Consider the following 17408-nt stretch of genomic DNA (forward strand, 5'->3'; position numbering starts at 1 on the left):
ACCATGAGAAAAATACCTCAAAGAACATGTATAGTTTGCGGAGAGAAGATAGACAAAAAGAACCTTATACGTGTCGTAAAGAACAAAGAAGGTGAAGTTTTCTACGATCCCACAGGAAAGGCCAACGGTAGAGGGGCCTATTTATGCGGCAGTGACGAATGCACAGAGGCGATTCTAAAGAAAAACGCCCTGAACAGGGCTTTTAAGATGGAAATCGACGAAGCCGTAAAATTGAAGATTATGGATGATGTGAAGAATGCAAAAAAATAAGTTTTTGAATTTTATAGGAATATGTAAAAAATCAGGGAAGATAGTACTTGGAGACCATATGGTAGAAAAGGAAATGAACAGGGAGACCTTAAAGCTTGTAGTGGTGGCGACAGATACTTCAGACAGGATTTGGGCCAAGTACGAACGTTTCTGCAAGGAAAAAGGCATACCTGCCCTGAGAGCGTCGACAAAAGAGGAACTGGGAAAAGCAGTGGGAAAGAAAGCGGCAGCAGTAGCGGGCTTTAAAGACCAAAACCAAAGTGATAACCTGGTTAAATTATACGAAAATCTAAAAGAAACAGGGGGAGTTTTATGAACAAAGTAAGAGTATACGATCTGGCAAAAGAACTTAATGTAAATAGCAAGGAACTGGTAAAGGTATTGAACAGTATGGACATACCTGTCAAGAACCACATGAGTGCATTGACCGAGCAGCAGGAAAAGTACTTTAGAAACAATTACAACAAATCACAAGGCGAGAGTCCAAAACAGGAGAAAACGCCTGTGAAGACAGTCGAAAAAAAAGAGCAGGCTCCGCAAAGACCTGAGGCCGTAAAAGAAAAAGCGACTGAAGGGGCGAAACCCCTCGCAAAGCCACAAGCTAAAACTGAGCAGAAGGCAGATAAGAAAAAGCTCGGAAAAAAAGACTTCAGAAAAAGCAAGAAGCCTCCTGTAACTCCTGTGGCTATAGACAACAGCAAAAAAGAGAAAAAATCAAAAAGCGCCTACAAGAAGAAAAAGGGCGAGGACGAAACAGAAGAATTAGTAGCAATGATTCCAACCGCCGTTTCCGTAGGTGATTTTGCAGTAAAGATAAACGTGCCATCGACTGAGATAATCAAAAAGCTCATAGGCTTGGGAGTCATGGCTTCAATCAACCAGGAAATCGATTTTGAAACTGCGGAGGTAGTAGCTTCTGAGCTTGGAGTTAAAATCGAGCTCGAGGATGTTGAAGAAGAAGTAGCGGAAATGCTAAATGTCGAAGAAGAAGAGGATGAGGAAAATCTGATCCACAGACCTCCAGTTATAACTGTTATGGGCCATGTCGATCACGGCAAGACCTCCCTTCTTGATGCAATAAGAAAGACCAGCGTAACAGCAAAGGAAGCCGGTGGAATTACCCAGCATATCGGAGCTTACATGGTCAAGACAAACGACGAAGCAATCACATTTATCGATACGCCGGGACATGAAGCCTTCACGGCAATGAGACATCGTGGAGCGAGCATAACGGATATCGCTGTTTTGGTTGTCGCTGCAGACGATGGGGTAATGCCACAGACTGTAGAAGCTTTAAACCATGCTAGGGCGGCTAAAGTGCCAATCATAGTAGCAATAAATAAAATTGACAAGCCCGGAGCCAACCCGGACAAGGTCAAGCAGGAACTTACCGAATACAACCTAGTTGCAGAAGAATGGGGTGGTGACACCATATTCGTTCCCGTATCTGCAATGACCAGAGAAGGCTTGGATACACTCCTTGAGATGATACTGCTTGTAGCCGAGGTTCAGGAACTTAAAGCCAATCCGGACAGACTTTCAAAGGGTACTGTAATAGATGCCAAGCTCGACAAGGGCAGAGGCGTAGTTGCTACCCTGCTGGTAAATGCAGGAACATTGAGAGTCGGAGATTCAGTAGTCAGCGGGACATCTTATGGAAAGATAAGAGCAATGCTTAATGACAAAGGTAAAAAGGTAAAGACCGCCGGACCTTCCACTCCTGTTGAAATTTTGGGTCTTAACGAGGTACCTGAAGCAGGAGAAGAATTCTATGCTGTTAAGGATGACAGAACCGCAAGACAGATAGCGGATAAGCGAAGAACCCACTTGAAAGAGCAAAAGGTAAAAAGGAGCGCTCCACTTTCTCTTGACGAACTTTACAATCACATCAAGCAGGGAGAAGTTCAAGATATAAACATAATCATCAAAGGAGATGTTCAGGGCTCTGTTGAAGCACTTAAGCAGTCTTTGGAGAAGCTTACCAATGAGGAAGTAAGAGTCAATATAATTCATGGCGGAGTAGGTGCGGTAACCGAGTCCGATGTTATGCTTGCAGCAGCTTCAAACGGGATAATTATTGGCTTTAACGTAAGACCGGGAAATAACGTCAATGCACTCGCCGAAAGGGAAGAGGTAGACTTAAGGCTATACAGGGTCATCTACGATGCCATCGCCGATGTGGAACAGGCCATGAAGGGAATGTTGGCTCCTGAATACAAGGAAGTAGTTCTCGGTACTGCGGAAGTAAGACAAACGTTTAAGGTTCCTAACATCGGTACCATAGCAGGCTGCTACGTTACCAATGGTAAAATAGCAAGAAGCAACGATGTAAGGGTAATCAGAGACGGCATAGTTGTTTTCGAAGGCAAAATGACATCTCTAAAGAGATTTAAAGACGATGCAAAGGAAGTAGCCCAGGGATACGAGTGTGGCATAGGCGTCGAGAAATATAACGATTTAAAGGAAGGCGATCAAATAGAAGCCTTCACGATGGAAGAGATAGCAAGAACATAGATAGCAGGTGATGAGCATGGCAAAAAACAGGATCAACAAAATAAATGAAACGATAAAACAAGAGCTTAGCAGCCTCATAAGGAAAAACATCAAGGACCCCAGGCTGACCGAACTCATCAGCGTGATGAAGGTAGATACGACCGGGGACCTAAGATATGCCAAAGTATACATAAGCATATTCGATACAGACGAAAAGAAAGCTCAGGCAATCGACATACTTAACAAGGCTGCAGGATTTTTAAGAAAAAACGTGGGCAAGACGCTTAAGACTCACTACACACCTGAGCTGATTTTTGTACTTGATGATTCAATCGAGTACGGTGCTCACATAGATGAAGTGATAAGAAAGCTGCACAAGGACAGTCAGGAGTAGTAAAATGGGCATGAATAAAATAACAAGCGCCATAAAAGAAAACTCCACCTTTCTGATAAGCACCCACAAATCTCCCGATGGCGACGCTCTAGGCTCCAGCTTCGCCTTGGGACTTGCCCTTAAAAAAATGGGCAAGAATGTTTTCTATGCATTAGAAAAGCCCGGGGGTGGGAAGTACAGTTTTTTAAACGAGCTTAACGAACTCAACGGCTCCTATGGCGACAGAAGCTTTGATGTTGGGATATTTTTGGATTCCTCAGATCCGGACCATCTATACGATGCTTCACTGATGGAAAGGTGCAGGATTAGGATAAACATAGACCACCATGTCAGCAATAACGGCTATTGCCACTTGAATTACGTTGATGTAAATGCCAGTGCTACAGGAGAAGCGGTATATGAACTTTTGGAAAATCTCAACGTGGAACTTGACGAAGAGATAGCCCTTGCGCTATATACGGCCATTGTCTCGGATACCGGCAATTTTAAATACAGCAATGTCACATACAAAACCCATGATATCGCCAGCAAGCTTTACCGGTATCCAAACAGGTACTGGGAGATAAGCAGGAAGCTCTTCGATGAGACCACATTTGAAAAAGTGCAGCTGATAGGTTATGCCTTAGGCAGGATATCCTTGATTAAAGAGGGTAAAGCAGCAGTGATCCATCTCTCGCATGAGGACTTAAAAAAATTCTCAGATGATGCGGATATGGAAGGCGTAATCAACTACGCCAGGGATATAAAAGGTGTTGAGGTGGCTGTCATGATAAAAGAGACATCCAGAGATACATTTAAGGTGTCTTTCAGGGCAAATACTGACTTTGACGTGAGCAAGATCGCGGTTCACTATGGAGGTGGTGGTCACAGCAAGGCAGCCGGATGCACGATTAGGGATATGAGATTTGAAGATGTGCTCGAGGACATTAAATCCCACATCGTGTTTTGAGGTGTCTATGGACGGAATTTTAAATATCTACAAACCTAAAGGAAAGACTTCCCATGATATGGTCAATATCTTGCGGAGAGCATTGAATACTAAAAAGATCGGTCATACAGGCACTTTAGACCCCTTGGCAGAAGGTGTCTTGCCACTATGCGTGGGCAAGGCCACGAGGGTTTCCCAATATATGCTTGACAAGGAAAAGGAGTATGTAGGAGAGCTGAAGCTTGGCATATCCACAGACACCTACGACAGCGAAGGGAAAGAAGTAAAAAGCAGACTTGTTAGCGTCACTGAAAATCAAATACTTGATGCAGTTGATTCTTTCAAGGGAGAGCTGCTCCAAAAGCCACCTATATACTCAGCCCTTAAAGTCAGGGGCAAAAAGCTTTACGAGTATGCCCGAGAGGGCGTAGAGGTTGAAATAGAGCCAAGAAGGGTCGTCATACATGATATTGAGATTGTCAGCATCCAAATTCCATACGTTAAGATAAGGGTCGGCTGCTCGAAGGGTACCTACATTAGGTCGCTTTTCAACGATATCGGAGAAAAGCTGGGCTGCGGAGCCCATATGACATCTCTGATCAGAACAAAAAGCGGATATTTTTCAGTTGATGATGCAATAACATTGGATAAGCTTGAAAAAATGGATGTAGAAGCTATTGCCGGGAAGCTTTATCCGACGGATTTCCCCCTTAAGGATTTTCCGAAGATTTTGATAGACCCAGATTCAAAAAAATATCTGGTAAACGGGAATGTGCTTTACGGAAGAAATCTCATGGAACCAATCGATACCTTGGCTGAAGGCCAAAAGGTATTGTTATACTGCTTAGACAGGTTTTACGGAATAGGCGAAATAATAGTGGAAGACAAAATTAATAAAATCAAACCAAAATGTATATTCAATGAGGAGAAATGACTATGGAGATATACGATTGGACAGAAATAGAAAATCAAAAACCTGCTGCAGTCGCACTGGGTTTTTTTGACGGCATTCATATCGGCCATCGGGCATTAATAGACGAAATGATAAAAATAGCAAAGGAAAAGGATCTAGAAAGTTGCCTGGTTACTTTCAGGCAGCATCCATTGACATTGGTATTTCCCAAATTTGCGCCCAAACTCATTAGCTCAAACGACGAGAAAATTAATGTTTTAAATCAAATGGATATAGACAAGCTGATTTTTATCGACTTTACGGAAGAAATAATGAACTTCGAGCCGGAGGAATTCATTAGAGAAATCCTTGTCAAAAAATTAAATTCCAAAATCATCGTGGTGGGATTCAACTATAATTTTGGCAAAAAAGGAAAGGGTACCCCGGAGCTTCTGGTAAAGCTTAAGGAAAAGTACGGTTACGATGTATTGGTCGTAAATCCTGTGGAAAAGTACGGACATATTATAAGCAGCACATTTATCAGAAACCTGGTGGTCAACGGCAAGGTGGAACAGATTGAAAAATATCTGGGCAGAAAATTCTCCGTAATGGGCGAAGTTGTCCGAGGCAAAGGGCTTGGAAGACAATATGCCATACCCACTGCGAACATAACGGTCGAAGAGGAACATATATTGCCGGATGCAGGAGTATACTATACTAACATCATCGTAAAGGGAGTAAAATACCAGGGGCTTACAAACATCGGCTATAACCCCACATTCGAAAATCACCCTTTCAGCGTTGAGACATATATTTATGACTTTGATGAAGATATCTATGGAGAAACCGTAGAGCTTATATTTAATAATAAAATTAGAAAAGAGAAGAAATTTACAAATATATCTGATCTTATCAAACAGATACGACACGATATCCAAATAGTAGAGAAAAAGTATATAAACAAGGAAAAACAATAGAGGGAAACTATGCTAAATGAATTTTCACGTACAGAGCTTCTGATTGGAAAAGAAGCTTTAGAAAAATTAAAGAAATCCAGAGTTGCCGTCTTCGGAATCGGAGGGGTGGGCAGCTTCGTGGTGGAGGGTCTGGCAAGAAGCGGTGTAGAGAACTTCTTGTTAGTAGATGACGATGTGGTATGCCTTACCAATATTAACAGGCAGCTCCATGCCAGCAGAAAGACTATAGGCAAGCCGAAGGTCGAGGTCATGAGGCAACGGGTCTTGGACATCAATCCCAAGGCAAATGTTGATATAGTACAGGATTTTTATCTTCCTGAAACTGCTGAGTCCATGCTGCAGGGAGATATCGACTATATCGTAGATGCAATAGACACAGTGACAGGTAAAATAGACCTTGTAATGAAGGCTAACCAAAGAAATATCCCTATCATAAGCGCTATGGGAGCAGGCAACAAGCTCGATCCCACCAGGTTTGAAGTAGCAGATATATTTAAGACCAGCGTATGTCCACTGGCAAAAGTGATGAGAAAAGAACTAAAAAACAGAGGAATTAAAAAACTAAAGGTTGTATATTCAAAGGAACCGCCATTAAAGCCGATGGAATCTGGCGACGACTGCGCGACAGGTTGCGTATGCCCAGAGGAAAGTTCTAAGAAATGCACATCAAAGAGGCAGATACCAGGCAGCGTTTCATTCGTGCCTTCGGTTGCAGGTCTTATAATGGCAGGGGAAGTAGTAAAGGACATCATTGGCAAAGATAATAAAAATGTATAAATATACGTACGATAAACTAAAATAATAAAATATTATTCATATTAATCTTCTTTTTTTCACATAAATATGAGATAATACTTAAAGATTAAATCGGGGGTGCAAGTATGGACGGATTTATTACCAGCCTATCAGGGATAACCACATTACTTAATCCCGTTATGACATTTATCATGTTGATGTCGGTGGTTTTCTTCCTACTTTTTTTAAGGGAAAAGGTTGAAAAAACAGAAGCCTATATCAGAAGCATAGCAATTAGCTTACAGCAGATCGCTCAGCAGTTGTCAAAAAAAGAATAACATTGAGGAGGAATAGAAATTGAGTTTTACAGTCATAAAAGATTACGACCCGGAAATTTACGCAGCAATGGAAAAGGAATTAAACAGACAGGAAAACAATCTTGAGCTTATAGCTTCAGAAAATTTAGTTACAAAACAGGTAATCGAAGTTATGGGCAGCCACCTTACCAACAAGTACGCAGAGGGATATCCCGGAAAACGATATTATGGAGGCTGTGAGCACGTAGATGTAATAGAGACTATCGCAAAGGAAAGAATAGAAAAGCTTTTTGGAGCGGAGCATTCAAATGTTCAACCTCACTCCGGAGTACAAGCCAATATGGCTGTATATTTCGCTCTTTTGGAGACTGGAGACACTGTTATGGGAATGAATCTAGCTCATGGTGGACACTTGAGTCACGGAAGTCCTGTAAGCATGTCAGGGAAATACTACAATTTCATACCTTATGGAATAAAAGAAGATACGGAGCTTTTAGATTACGAAGAGCTTGAAAGGCTTGCCAAGGAACACAAGCCCAAGATGATAGTTGCAGGAGCCAGCGCATACCCAAGAGAGATAGATTTCGAAAGAATCGGAAAAATCGCCAAAGAAGTTGGAGCCTTATACATGGTAGATATGGCCCATATCGCAGGCCTAGTAGCTGCAGGCGTTCACCAAAGTCCCGTGCCTTATGCAGATATAGTAACAACCACAACTCATAAGACCTTAAGAGGTCCAAGAGGTGGAGCCATACTTTGTAAAGCTGAATATGCAAAAGCTATAGACAAGGCAGTTTTTCCTGGAAGCCAGGGGGGACCGTTGATGCATGTTATAGCTGCAAAAGCTGTAGCTTTAAAAGAAGCATTAACTGATGATTTTGTAGTGTATCAAAAACAGGTTGCATTAAATGCCAAAGCCCTCAGCGAAAAGCTTATGGAAAAGGGATTTAAGCTGTTGTCAAACGGAACTGACAACCATCTGATGCTAGTCGACCTAAGAAACTTCGGTTTGACAGGAAAGCATGCGGAAAAAATACTCGACGAAGTCAACATTACAGTAAATAAAAATGCAATTCCCTTTGATCCTGAAAGTCCTTTCATAACGAGTGGAATCAGAATCGGAACTCCGGCAGTAACTGCTAGGGGAATGAAGGAAGCGGAAATGGCTGTAATCGGAGAAGCCATATATGATTGCCTGATCAAAAACGATGGACAAGCAGCTAAGGATAAGGTAAAATCATTATGTGAAAAGTTTCCGGTTTATGCGGAATGATATCAAAACCACGGAATTTTCCGTGGTTTTTTTTCGCGAAAAGCTGAGAAACAGCACCTAATGAGAAATAGGCGTCTAAAGCTTGCTTTAAAGACGCATGATTTCGAGGAAGGTATTGGGCGAAGCCCGCGAGCTCGGACAGCGGAGCTGTACGAGATGCTGTTTCGATACATTTGCAACAATAAAGGATTTTGCGTCTAAAGCTTGCTTTTAACCGGTAAAACAATCGTTGGGCAGTTGGTAAACGGTCGTTAAACAGTCGTAAAGGCCTTTAATTATCCAATTGTTTAACTATAGCTTAACCATTGCCTCACAATTGTTTAACAATAATTAAAGAAATTCCAGAATTTCCTGAGATCCGGCGCATACCATTGCTAAACAACGTTATTCCTGAGATTTCTCGCTCTGCTCGAAATGACAGTGTTTGGCATATGCTTTTACTTACGACTTATAACTTAAAACTTATAACTTAAAAGGGGGGCGTTAAAATGCAGAAAATAATATCAGAAACTGAACGTTACAGCGCAAGAAACTACCACCCACTGCCCGTCGTTCTGGCAAAGGGCGAGGGAGTATGGGTCTGGGACAAGAACGGAAAGAAATATTTAGATATGCTGGCTGCATATTCTGCCGTCAATCAGGGTCACAGACATCCTAAGATTATTCAAGCGGCGAAAGACCAGATGGAAAGGATTACAATTACATCTAGAGCATTTCACAATGACAAAATGGGCGAATTTCTAAGCCTGTTGTGCGACGTGACAGGGTTCGACAAGGCGCTTCCCATGAATACCGGTGCAGAAGCGGTTGAAACAAGTATAAAGGCAGCGAGAAAATGGGGCAACAAGGTTAAAGGAGTAGCTGAAAACAGAGCTGAAATCATTGTCTGCGACAACAACTTCCACGGCAGAACAGTGACGATTATAAGCTTCTCAAGTGAAGAACAGTACAAAACCGGATTTGGGCCCTTCACTCCCGGATTTATTAGCGTGGAATTCGGAGATGCACAAAAGTTGGAAGAGGCTATAAGCGAAAATACAGTGGCCTTGCTTATAGAGCCGGTTCAGGGAGAAGGGGGCGTCATAGTCCCTCCAGAGGGCTATATGAAGAAGGTGAGGGAAATCACAGAAAGACACCGTGTCCTTTTGATTTTCGATGAGATACAGACAGGGCTAGGCCGCACTGGAGAGCTTTTTTCCTATATCCATGAGAAGATAAGGCCGGATATGCTGATAGTGGGCAAGGCTCTTGGTGGAGGCGTTTATCCTGTATCTGCTGTTTTATCAAGTGAAGAGGTAATGGGGGTTTTCAAACCAGGAGACCATGGATCAACTTTCGGCGGGAATCCTCTGGCAAGCGCTGTAGCGACAGCATCAATAAAAGTAATTCTGAATGAAAAATTAAGTGAAAAATCAAAGGAAAACGGCAGGTATTTTGCCCAAAGGCTTAAAGAAATGGAGTCTCCAATGGTTAAGGAGATACGTTCAAGGGGTCTAATGATTGGTATCGAGATAAAAAAATCCTGCGGTACTGCAAGAAAATACTGCGAGCTGTTGCTGGAGGAGGGAATTCTCTGCAAGGAAACCCATGATCAAACATTGAGGTTTACGCCGCCTCTTATAATAGGAAAAGAGGAAATAGACTGGGCGGTGGGAAAAATAAAAGATGTACTTTCAAGGTAAAACAAAGTTGCAATCATCCAGTCCCTTGCTTTGCATGGTCTATCTCTAAGTGGTATAATTAAACTTCAAGTATATTTGCGAGGTGAACTATTGAACTCATTTGATGCTGTAAAAGAGCTTTTTGATTATCTGGGCAAGAGTAGGTCTGATGAATTTTCTCCAGATCTGCTTATAAAATCCATGCTGTATAAATTTCTGTTGGAAAATGGGTATTTAACAAAAGGATTCAGCAAAAACATTTTTAATGATTTTACCTACAAAAACATACTCGCAAGATGGGAAATAGAAGCTCATTGTTCACTTGAGGAATTAACAAACAAAGCAAATGTTACAGAAATAAAATTTTGCACAGATTATATTTTAAATGGACCCAGTCTGAAAAACTGCGATCCGGCACTAATAGGACTGGTATACGAAGAATTATCAGAGACGGAAATAAAGAAAAAGAGCGGCAGGTTTTACACTCCTGGCGCTATAATCGACTTGATGATAGGCTTTTACCCTCAAAAGTGGAGTTATCCCTGCAAGGTATTGGATCCTGCATGCGGAAGCGGCTTTTTTTTGTCAAAGGCATATGACAAGATGATGGAGTCGGGGCTGAGACAAGGCTTTGAAAAAGACAAGGTTCACCACAACTTGCTCCAGGACATGATTTATGGAATGGACTTAGACGAAAAAGGCATCTTCATATCCTCCCTAGTCTTAAGCCTTAAATCTAAGATATACGTACAGCCCAAGAATCTCATTGCAGGGGATTTTCTCACCGACAATTCATCATGGAAGGGCTTTGACCTCATTGTGGGAAATCCTCCCTACATTGGGCATAAACAGATGAACAGAGAGTATTTCAAGGTCCTAAAAGACAAGTATCACGACGTTTATTACGACAAGGCTGATATATCCTACTGTTTCTTCAAAAGAGGATGGGAAGTCTTGTCAGAGGGTGGATTGTTGATATTCATCACGTCCCGTTATTTCTTGGAAGCCCACAACGGAAAAGGATTAAGGGGTTTTATTGCAAATAATTTCAAAATCGAAAAAATCATAGACTATAACGGATATAGAGTCATGCCAGGGGCAAAAGTCGATCCCCTAATATCTGTTTTGGCCAAAGGTTCGCCTAATGGCAATTCATTCAGCGTACACAAATACAAGGGTGAAAGAATAAGCAGGCTGATCCATCAACGAAGCAATGATGGTGATTCAACAGAAAACTTTGAGATTTTCAACATATTGCAACAGGATCTGGATAAAAAAGGCTGGAGCCTCATAGATAGAGCAAGCAGGGATGTTATCTTAAAGATCACATCAAAAACTGACACCACAATATCAGATGTTTGGGACAGTAGACAAGGGATAATAACAGGCTGCGACAAGGCTTTTGTTGTCGATAATTTGGAAAGTCGCTTATACGACAAGGTGATAGTCAAGCCTTGGATAAAAAACAGCGACATAACTCAGTATGAAATAAGACAAAATAATAAATATCTTTTATATACAGATCTATTAGAGGATGCAAGTGATCATCCCCAGTTAATGAAAAGGCTATTGCCATACGAAGCAAGGCTAAAGAACAGGAGGGAGTGCAAAAAAGGAATAAGACCTTGGCACCACCTTCAATGGGGCAGAAGTCATGAAAACTTCACGGGAGATAAGGTTGTATATCCTTATAAATCTCACAAAAACAGGTTTGCTGTAGACACCAAGGGCTGTTATTTCAGCGCAGATGTCTACAGCTTCAGATTAAAGCAAAACACTTTTGCTTCCCGTGAATTTTATACTCTGCAAGCTGTTACGGCACTGTTAAATTCAAGCCTGTACGAGTTTTACTTTAAGGCTATAGCAAAAAAGCTGGGGGAGAACCTCTACGAGTACTATCCCAATACAGTGGGAAGGTTGAGGCTGCCAAAGTACGATCCTGAATTTTTCAAGAGTCTTCATTATTACCACGAATCCATACAAAATTCGGAGAATGAAGAAGCTTCACTTAGTCTAAAAGAAGATATAGATAACTACATATTTGATTACTTCAGTATCGGCAAGGCAGAGAAAGACCTTATTGAAAGGAGAATAAAACTTGAAAAGTTATGATTATAGAAGCGACACCATCACAAAGCCCACGGATAAAATGAGAAAAGCGATGTATGAAGCCCAGGTGGGGGACGATGTCTACGGAGAGGATCCCACAGTAAAAAGGCTTGAAGAGCTGTCCTGCAAAATATCTGGCAAGGAAGCTGCCATGTTCGTTCCAAGTGGGACTATGGGAAATCAAATAGCTGTTAAGGTGCACACATCTCCCGCAGATGAAATCCTTCTAGAGGAAAACTGCCACATACACTGGTATGAAGGAGGGGGCATAGGTGCAATCAGCGGAGTCGTGAGCAAGCTGATAAAATCAAAAAATGGGATAATGGATATAGATCAAATAGAAAGGTCTATCAGAGCCGATGATATTCACTTTCCCCATACTTCACTTATATGCATGGAAAACACCAACAATAAATGCGGGGGAACTGTAATGGACCTTAACTCCATGAAAGAGGTATATTCACTTGCCAAAAAGAATGGCATAAAGGTTCATCTGGATGGAGCTAGAATATTCAATGCCGCCGCATATCTGGGCGTATCTCCTAAGATGCTTATGATGGAGAGCGATTCTGTTATGTTTTGCCTTTCCAAAGGCCTGTGCGCACCTGTAGGCAGCATATTGGCCGGGGATGAAGATTTTATAAAGAGAGCTAGAAAAATAAGGAAAATGCTGGGCGGAGGAATGAGGCAGGCCGGAATACTTGCGGCTGCAGGCATAATAGCCTTGGAGGAAATGACAGAAAGATTAAGAGAAGACCACGAAAATGCCAGGATTCTTGCACAAGGGCTTGATAGGATTAAAGGATTAAAGGTAGAAATGGATACAGTTCAGACAAACATAGTGATGTGTGATGTGATAAGAGATGATTTAGATTCATACAGGTTAAGAGAAGAACTCGAAAAATCAGGTGTCTATTCAACCGTAATCACTGATAAAAGGCTTAGGTTCGTGCTTCACTATCATATAAGCAAATCAGACGTTACAGAGACTATTGAAATAGTCAAAAAAACCACTGTTAACCTTTAAGGGGAGTTTATAAATGCAGCAGGACTTTTTCACCAATAATTTAAAAGATAATCTAAAAAAATCCGGACCTTTGGCAAGCAGGGTTAGGCCTACGACTCTGGAGGGCTTTTACGGCCAGAAGCATATTCTAGCCCCTGACAAGCTATTATTTAGGATGATAGAGGCAGACAGGATAACATCTATAATTTTGTATGGTCCTCCTGGCACAGGAAAAACAACACTGGCCAGGATCATAGCAAACAAGACCAAGTCTAATTTCATTCAGCTCAATGCGGTTACATCCGGGGTTAAAGAGCTGAGAGAGGTTATCGGAAAAGCCAAGGAAGACTTGGGAATGTACAGCGCCAAGACCATACTTTTCATAGACGAGATCCACAGGTTCAATAAGAGCCAGCAGGACGCCCTGCTACCTGCAGTGGAAGAAGGTACCGTAGTGTTGATCGGCGCGACGACAGAAAATCCTTATTTCGAGGTAAATGCGCCCTTGGTATCCAGGTCCAGGATATTTAGGCTCAACAGGCTTTCACCGGATGAAATCCGAGACATCATGCTCAAAGCGCTAAGGGATAAGGAAAATGGTCTGGGAAGCCTGAATGTAGACATATCGCCGGATGCTCTAAGACATATAGCCCAGGTATCCAACGGAGACGCAAGAAACGCCTTAAATGCCCTGGAGCTTGCAGTGCTGACAACGGATGAGGATGAAAATGGAATAATAGCAATAGACATCGACACTGCCCAGGAATGCATCCAAAAAAGGGTGATCCACTACGACAAGGACGGCGACAACCATTACGACAACATATCCGCCTTTATAAAGAGCATCAGGGGCTCGGATCCGGATGGTGCTCTTTACTGGATGTCCAAAATGCTCTGGGCAGGGGAAGACCCCAAATTCATAGCAAGAAGGATAATAATATCTGCTTCTGAAGATATAGGCAACGCAGATCCAAATGCGCTTAATATAGCGGTTAGCGCTTTTAGGGCACTGGAGATTATAGGCATGCCTGAAGCGAGGTTGACATTGGCACAGGCTGTTACCTATCTTGCCTGCTCTCCCAAGAGCAACGCATCTTACATAGGAGTGAACAAGGCGCTGTCAGACATCCAAAACAAGCGTACGGGGGAAGTGCCCATGCACTTGAGGGATGCCCACTACAAGGGCGCGAAGTCACTGGGGCACGGAAAAGGCTATAAGTATCCCCATGATTATGAACAGCATTATGTAAAGCAAAGCTATATGCCTCCAGGCATGGAGGACGTGATATATTATGAGCCCACTGAGCTTGGCTACGAAAAGGTGCTTAAGGATTATTTAGATAGCACCAAGAACAAAAATAAATAGAGGGAAGTGAGTACATGAATTTAAAAATCAACGAGACATACCACGGCTTCAAGCTGGTAGATGAAAAGCATATAGAAGAAAGCAATTCAACAGGGAGACTCTTTCGTCACGAAAAGACAGGAGCAAGGTTATATTATCTCTCAAACGAGGACGACAACAAGGTTTTTTCCATAACCTTCAAGACGCCTCCTGCAGACAGCACGGGTCTTCCCCATATTTTGGAACATTCGGTTTTGTGCGGATCAAGAAAATATCCTGTTAAGGAGCCTTTCGTAGAGCTTATCAAAGGTTCTTTGAATACTTTTTTAAATGCCATGACTTTCCCGGACAAGACTATGTATCCAGTGGCCAGCAAGAACGACAAGGATTTCGAAAACCTTATGGACGTATATCTTGATGCTGTGTTTTATCCAAGGATCTACGACCACAAGGAGATATTTTTGCAGGAAGGCTGGCACTACCATATAGAAGACAAGGATGATGAAATAACCTACAATGGCGTTGTTTACAACGAGATGAAAGGAGCTTTCTCAAACCCGGAAGATGTTCTGGGACGAAAGGTCCAGGAGACGCTGTTTCCCGACACGCCCTACGGCAAGGAATCCGGTGGGGATCCTGATGAGATTCCCAATTTGAAATACGAAGATTTCATTGAGTTCCATAAAAAGTACTACCACCCGTCAAACAGCTTCATTTACCTCTATGGAGACGGGGACGTGCTTGCACATCTTAAGTACCTTGACGAGAGCTACCTGTCAGATTTTGACCACATGGAAATAGATTCGAAAATCTCTGTTCAGGAGCCTTTTGAAGGACAAAAGGAATTTGCGTTTAATTATCCGGTGGGTGAATCTGAAGATCTAAAGGAAAAGACATTCCTTTCCTTGAATTATGTTACCGACAGGTGCACAGACGGCGAACTGCACCTGGCTCTTGACATACTCACACATATCTTGACGGATGCACAATCGTCGCCCCTTAACAAGGCTCTGCTGGATGCACAAATTGGTCAAGATGTTGGGGGATACTATGACGGCAGCATACTACAGCCTGTTTTCAGCGTGGTTGTGAAGAACTCAGATGAAGATAAAAAAGACAAGTTCAAAGCAGTAGTCAAAGAAACCCTGGAAAAACTGGTTAGAGATGGCCTCGAAGAAGAAGTAGTGGAAGGAGCCATCAATATTACAGAATTTAAGCTAAGAGAGGCAGACCACGGCAGCTATCCTAAGGGTCTGATTTTCGGCATAGAAATCATGGAAAGCTGGCTCCACGATCAAGATCCATCAATACACCTTAAATATCAAGGTTATATAGATAAAATGAAAAGGGAAGCTAAAAACGGATACTTTGAAAGGCTCATCCAAGAGTACTTCCTGGACAATCCCCACTCAAGCTTGGTCGTCTTAAAGCCTGAGAAGGCTTTGGCAATCAAGAGGGATGAAGAAGTCAAAAACCACCTTGAAGATGTGAAAAAGAGCCTTGATGAGAAGACCCTTGACAAGCTGGTAGAGGAAACAAACTGGCTAATTGATATACAAAATGCACCGGATAAAAAAGAAGACGTGGATAAAATCCCGGTCCTTCCGGTATCGGCCATTAAGAAAGAACACGAAAAGGTCCCTCTAGAAGTGAGGAATCATAAAAAAGCGGAAATACTGTACCATCAACTCGAGACCAACGGAATAAATTATATGGACATGTATTTTGATGTTTCCCATGTGTCAAAAGAGGACGTACCATACCTTTCTCTGCTTACCAGGTATTTGGGAGAAGCGGGGACAAAAAGCTACGATTATGTAAAGCTCAACAATGCTATAGAGATACACACGGGAGGCATCGACTTCGATCTTGACATCTACGGCAATGTTGATGATCCCGATGATTTCAACCCCAAATTTTCTGTTAAATCGAGAGCTCTTGAGACCAAGACGAAAGAAACTTTTGACTTGATCGAGGAAATGGCCCTCTTTACTAGATTTGATGAGAAGCAGCGGCTTAAGGAAGTCGTTCAAAGCATCAAGTCCAAAATGGAGATGGATTTTATGACCGTTGGGCACAAGGTGGTATCGGGAAGGGTTATGTCATACCTTAGCGATACCGGCCAGTACGTTGAATATATGGCAGGACTGGAGTTTTACAAATTCATATCTCAACTGTTCAAAGATTTTGAACAGAAATGGGAAGATGCCATGGATAAGCTGAAGCAGCTTGCCCGGTTGATATTGGATGTAAACGGCATGACCGTCAGCATTACCGGAGGAGATGAAGGATACTCTAGGTTCGCCGATTGTCTCAGCAGCTTCTACGAAAAACTTTCTGATGTTCCCAAGGAAAAGGCGGATCTTACTTTTAATAAAGGACCTCTCAACGAGGGAATCGCCACCCCCGGTAAAGTCATGTACGTGGGGAAGGCTTACAACATCAAAAAACTTGGATTTGACTATTCCGGAGCCATGCAGGTGGTCAAGCTCATCATGAGCACAGACTATCTATGGAACAAGGTCAGAGTACAGGGAGGGGCATATGGAGCCTTCTTCTCAATCGGAAGGAATGGATCCTTGTTTATGGGATCATATCGAGACCCGAACCTGTCAGCTACACTTAATGTTTTCGACAAGGCACACGAGTACTTAAGAAGCTTTGAAGGAAGCGAGGGGGATATGAACAAATACATAATTGGAACCATGAGCGGAGTAGACACCCCCATGACTCCAGGCATGAAAGGCTCATATTCAACAGGGAATTACTTTAGAAAAGTCACTGATGAAATGATACAAAAGGAGAGAGAGGAAATCCTCTCGTGTAATATAAAAGACGTAAAAGCAGCAGCTGATATGATCAAAGCGGCCATGGATAAGAATTATCTCTGCGTTTTAGGTGATGAAGGTAAAATCAAATCCGAGAAAGAAATTTTCGGCACGATAATAAACATATTCGAATAAAATGATGAAAAAAACGATAAGACAGTTAATATTCATATGGATAGC

15 protein-coding genes are annotated in these 17408 nt (G+C 42.2%); all 15 read left to right on the forward strand.

Annotation, left to right across the window (positions count from 1 at the left end):
• Positions 1–3: 3 nt before the first annotated feature.
• The 15 genes from rnpM (at position 4) to BUB93_RS00620 (ending at position 17363) form a co-directional block, all read left to right on the forward strand.
• Positions 4–270 (forward strand): RNase P modulator RnpM, encoded by a 267-nt coding sequence (rnpM, locus tag BUB93_RS00550; RefSeq protein ID WP_073269114.1) that lies wholly within the window; start codon positions 4–6, stop codon positions 268–270.
• Positions 257–586, forward strand: coding sequence for a L7Ae/L30e/S12e/Gadd45 family ribosomal protein (locus tag BUB93_RS00555; RefSeq protein ID WP_073269115.1), 330 nt, complete (start codon positions 257–259; stop codon positions 584–586). The genes rnpM and BUB93_RS00555 overlap by 14 nt, the downstream gene beginning before the upstream one ends.
• Complete coding sequence (gene infB, locus BUB93_RS00560; RefSeq protein ID WP_073269116.1) at positions 583–2784, forward strand: translation initiation factor IF-2; 2202 nt, start codon at positions 583–585, stop codon at positions 2782–2784. Before BUB93_RS00555 ends, infB begins: the two co-directional genes overlap by 4 nt.
• Before the next feature lie 16 nt (positions 2785–2800).
• Positions 2801–3157: a 30S ribosome-binding factor RbfA gene (gene rbfA, locus BUB93_RS00565; RefSeq protein WP_073269117.1), complete on the forward strand. Its 357-nt coding sequence runs from the start codon at positions 2801–2803 to the stop codon at positions 3155–3157.
• Positions 3158–3161: 4 nt separating this feature from the next.
• Positions 3162–4106 carry a DHH family phosphoesterase gene (locus tag BUB93_RS00570; protein WP_084116772.1) on the forward strand — a complete coding sequence of 315 codons (945 nt, stop codon included), beginning with the start codon at positions 3162–3164 and terminating at the stop codon, positions 4104–4106.
• 7 nt (positions 4107–4113) lie between these two features.
• Positions 4114–5019 carry a tRNA pseudouridine(55) synthase TruB gene (gene truB, locus BUB93_RS00575; protein ID WP_073269118.1) on the forward strand — a complete coding sequence of 302 codons (906 nt, stop codon included), beginning with the start codon at positions 4114–4116 and terminating at the stop codon, positions 5017–5019.
• Between the two features lie 2 nt (positions 5020–5021).
• Positions 5022–5954: a bifunctional riboflavin kinase/FAD synthetase gene (locus BUB93_RS00580; RefSeq protein WP_073269119.1), complete on the forward strand. Its 933-nt coding sequence runs from the start codon at positions 5022–5024 to the stop codon at positions 5952–5954.
• Positions 5955–5963: 9 nt separating this feature from the next.
• Positions 5964–6731 (forward strand): tRNA threonylcarbamoyladenosine dehydratase, encoded by a 768-nt coding sequence (locus BUB93_RS00585; protein ID WP_073269120.1) that lies wholly within the window; start codon positions 5964–5966, stop codon positions 6729–6731.
• 104 nt (positions 6732–6835) lie between these two features.
• Positions 6836–7027 carry a hypothetical protein gene (locus tag BUB93_RS00590; protein ID WP_073269121.1) on the forward strand — a complete coding sequence of 64 codons (192 nt, stop codon included), beginning with the start codon at positions 6836–6838 and terminating at the stop codon, positions 7025–7027.
• Between the two features lie 19 nt (positions 7028–7046).
• On the forward strand, positions 7047–8279 hold the full coding sequence (locus BUB93_RS00595; RefSeq protein ID WP_143159036.1) for a serine hydroxymethyltransferase: 1233 nt from the start codon (positions 7047–7049) through the stop codon (positions 8277–8279).
• Positions 8280–8767: 488 nt separating this feature from the next.
• Positions 8768–9961 (forward strand): ornithine--oxo-acid transaminase, encoded by a 1194-nt coding sequence (gene rocD / locus BUB93_RS00600; protein WP_073269122.1) that lies wholly within the window; start codon positions 8768–8770, stop codon positions 9959–9961.
• A gap of 90 nt (positions 9962–10051) precedes the next feature.
• Positions 10052–12052, forward strand: coding sequence for an Eco57I restriction-modification methylase domain-containing protein (locus BUB93_RS00605; protein WP_073269123.1), 2001 nt, complete (start codon positions 10052–10054; stop codon positions 12050–12052).
• On the forward strand, positions 12039–13076 hold the full coding sequence (locus BUB93_RS00610) for a threonine aldolase family protein (RefSeq protein ID WP_073269124.1): 1038 nt from the start codon (positions 12039–12041) through the stop codon (positions 13074–13076). The genes BUB93_RS00605 and BUB93_RS00610 overlap by 14 nt, the downstream gene beginning before the upstream one ends.
• 13 nt (positions 13077–13089) lie before the next feature.
• Positions 13090–14421, forward strand: coding sequence for a replication-associated recombination protein A (locus BUB93_RS00615; protein WP_073269125.1), 1332 nt, complete (start codon positions 13090–13092; stop codon positions 14419–14421).
• A gap of 14 nt (positions 14422–14435) precedes the next feature.
• Entirely contained in the window at positions 14436–17363 is a 2928-nt protein-coding gene (locus BUB93_RS00620) for an insulinase family protein (protein WP_073269126.1), read from the forward strand.
• The last annotated feature ends 45 nt before the right edge of the window (positions 17364–17408 follow it).

Source organism: Alkalibacter saccharofermentans DSM 14828 (assembly GCF_900128885.1).
Taxonomy (GTDB): domain Bacteria; phylum Bacillota; class Clostridia; order Eubacteriales; family Alkalibacteraceae; genus Alkalibacter; species Alkalibacter saccharofermentans.

Excerpts from the sequence above, each read along its gene's own strand:
- rocD (WP_073269122.1), top strand. The coding sequence starts at position 8,768 with ATGCAGAAAATAATATCAGAAACTGAACGTTACAGCGCAAGAAACTAC.
- BUB93_RS00555 (WP_073269115.1), top strand. The coding sequence starts at position 257 with ATGCAAAAAAATAAGTTTTTGAATTTTATAGGAATATGTAAAAAATCA.
- rbfA (WP_073269117.1), top strand. The coding sequence starts at position 2,801 with ATGGCAAAAAACAGGATCAACAAAATAAATGAAACGATAAAACAAGAG.
- BUB93_RS00585 (WP_073269120.1), top strand. The coding sequence starts at position 5,964 with ATGCTAAATGAATTTTCACGTACAGAGCTTCTGATTGGAAAAGAAGCT.
- rnpM (WP_073269114.1), top strand. The coding sequence starts at position 4 with ATGAGAAAAATACCTCAAAGAACATGTATAGTTTGCGGAGAGAAGATA.
- BUB93_RS00570 (WP_084116772.1), top strand. The coding sequence starts at position 3,162 with ATGGGCATGAATAAAATAACAAGCGCCATAAAAGAAAACTCCACCTTT.
- BUB93_RS00580 (WP_073269119.1), top strand. The coding sequence starts at position 5,022 with ATGGAGATATACGATTGGACAGAAATAGAAAATCAAAAACCTGCTGCA.
- infB (WP_073269116.1), top strand. The coding sequence starts at position 583 with ATGAACAAAGTAAGAGTATACGATCTGGCAAAAGAACTTAATGTAAAT.
- truB (WP_073269118.1), top strand. The coding sequence starts at position 4,114 with ATGGACGGAATTTTAAATATCTACAAACCTAAAGGAAAGACTTCCCAT.
- BUB93_RS00590 (WP_073269121.1), top strand. The coding sequence starts at position 6,836 with ATGGACGGATTTATTACCAGCCTATCAGGGATAACCACATTACTTAAT.
- BUB93_RS00615 (WP_073269125.1), top strand. The coding sequence starts at position 13,090 with ATGCAGCAGGACTTTTTCACCAATAATTTAAAAGATAATCTAAAAAAA.
- BUB93_RS00620 (WP_073269126.1), top strand. The coding sequence starts at position 14,436 with ATGAATTTAAAAATCAACGAGACATACCACGGCTTCAAGCTGGTAGAT.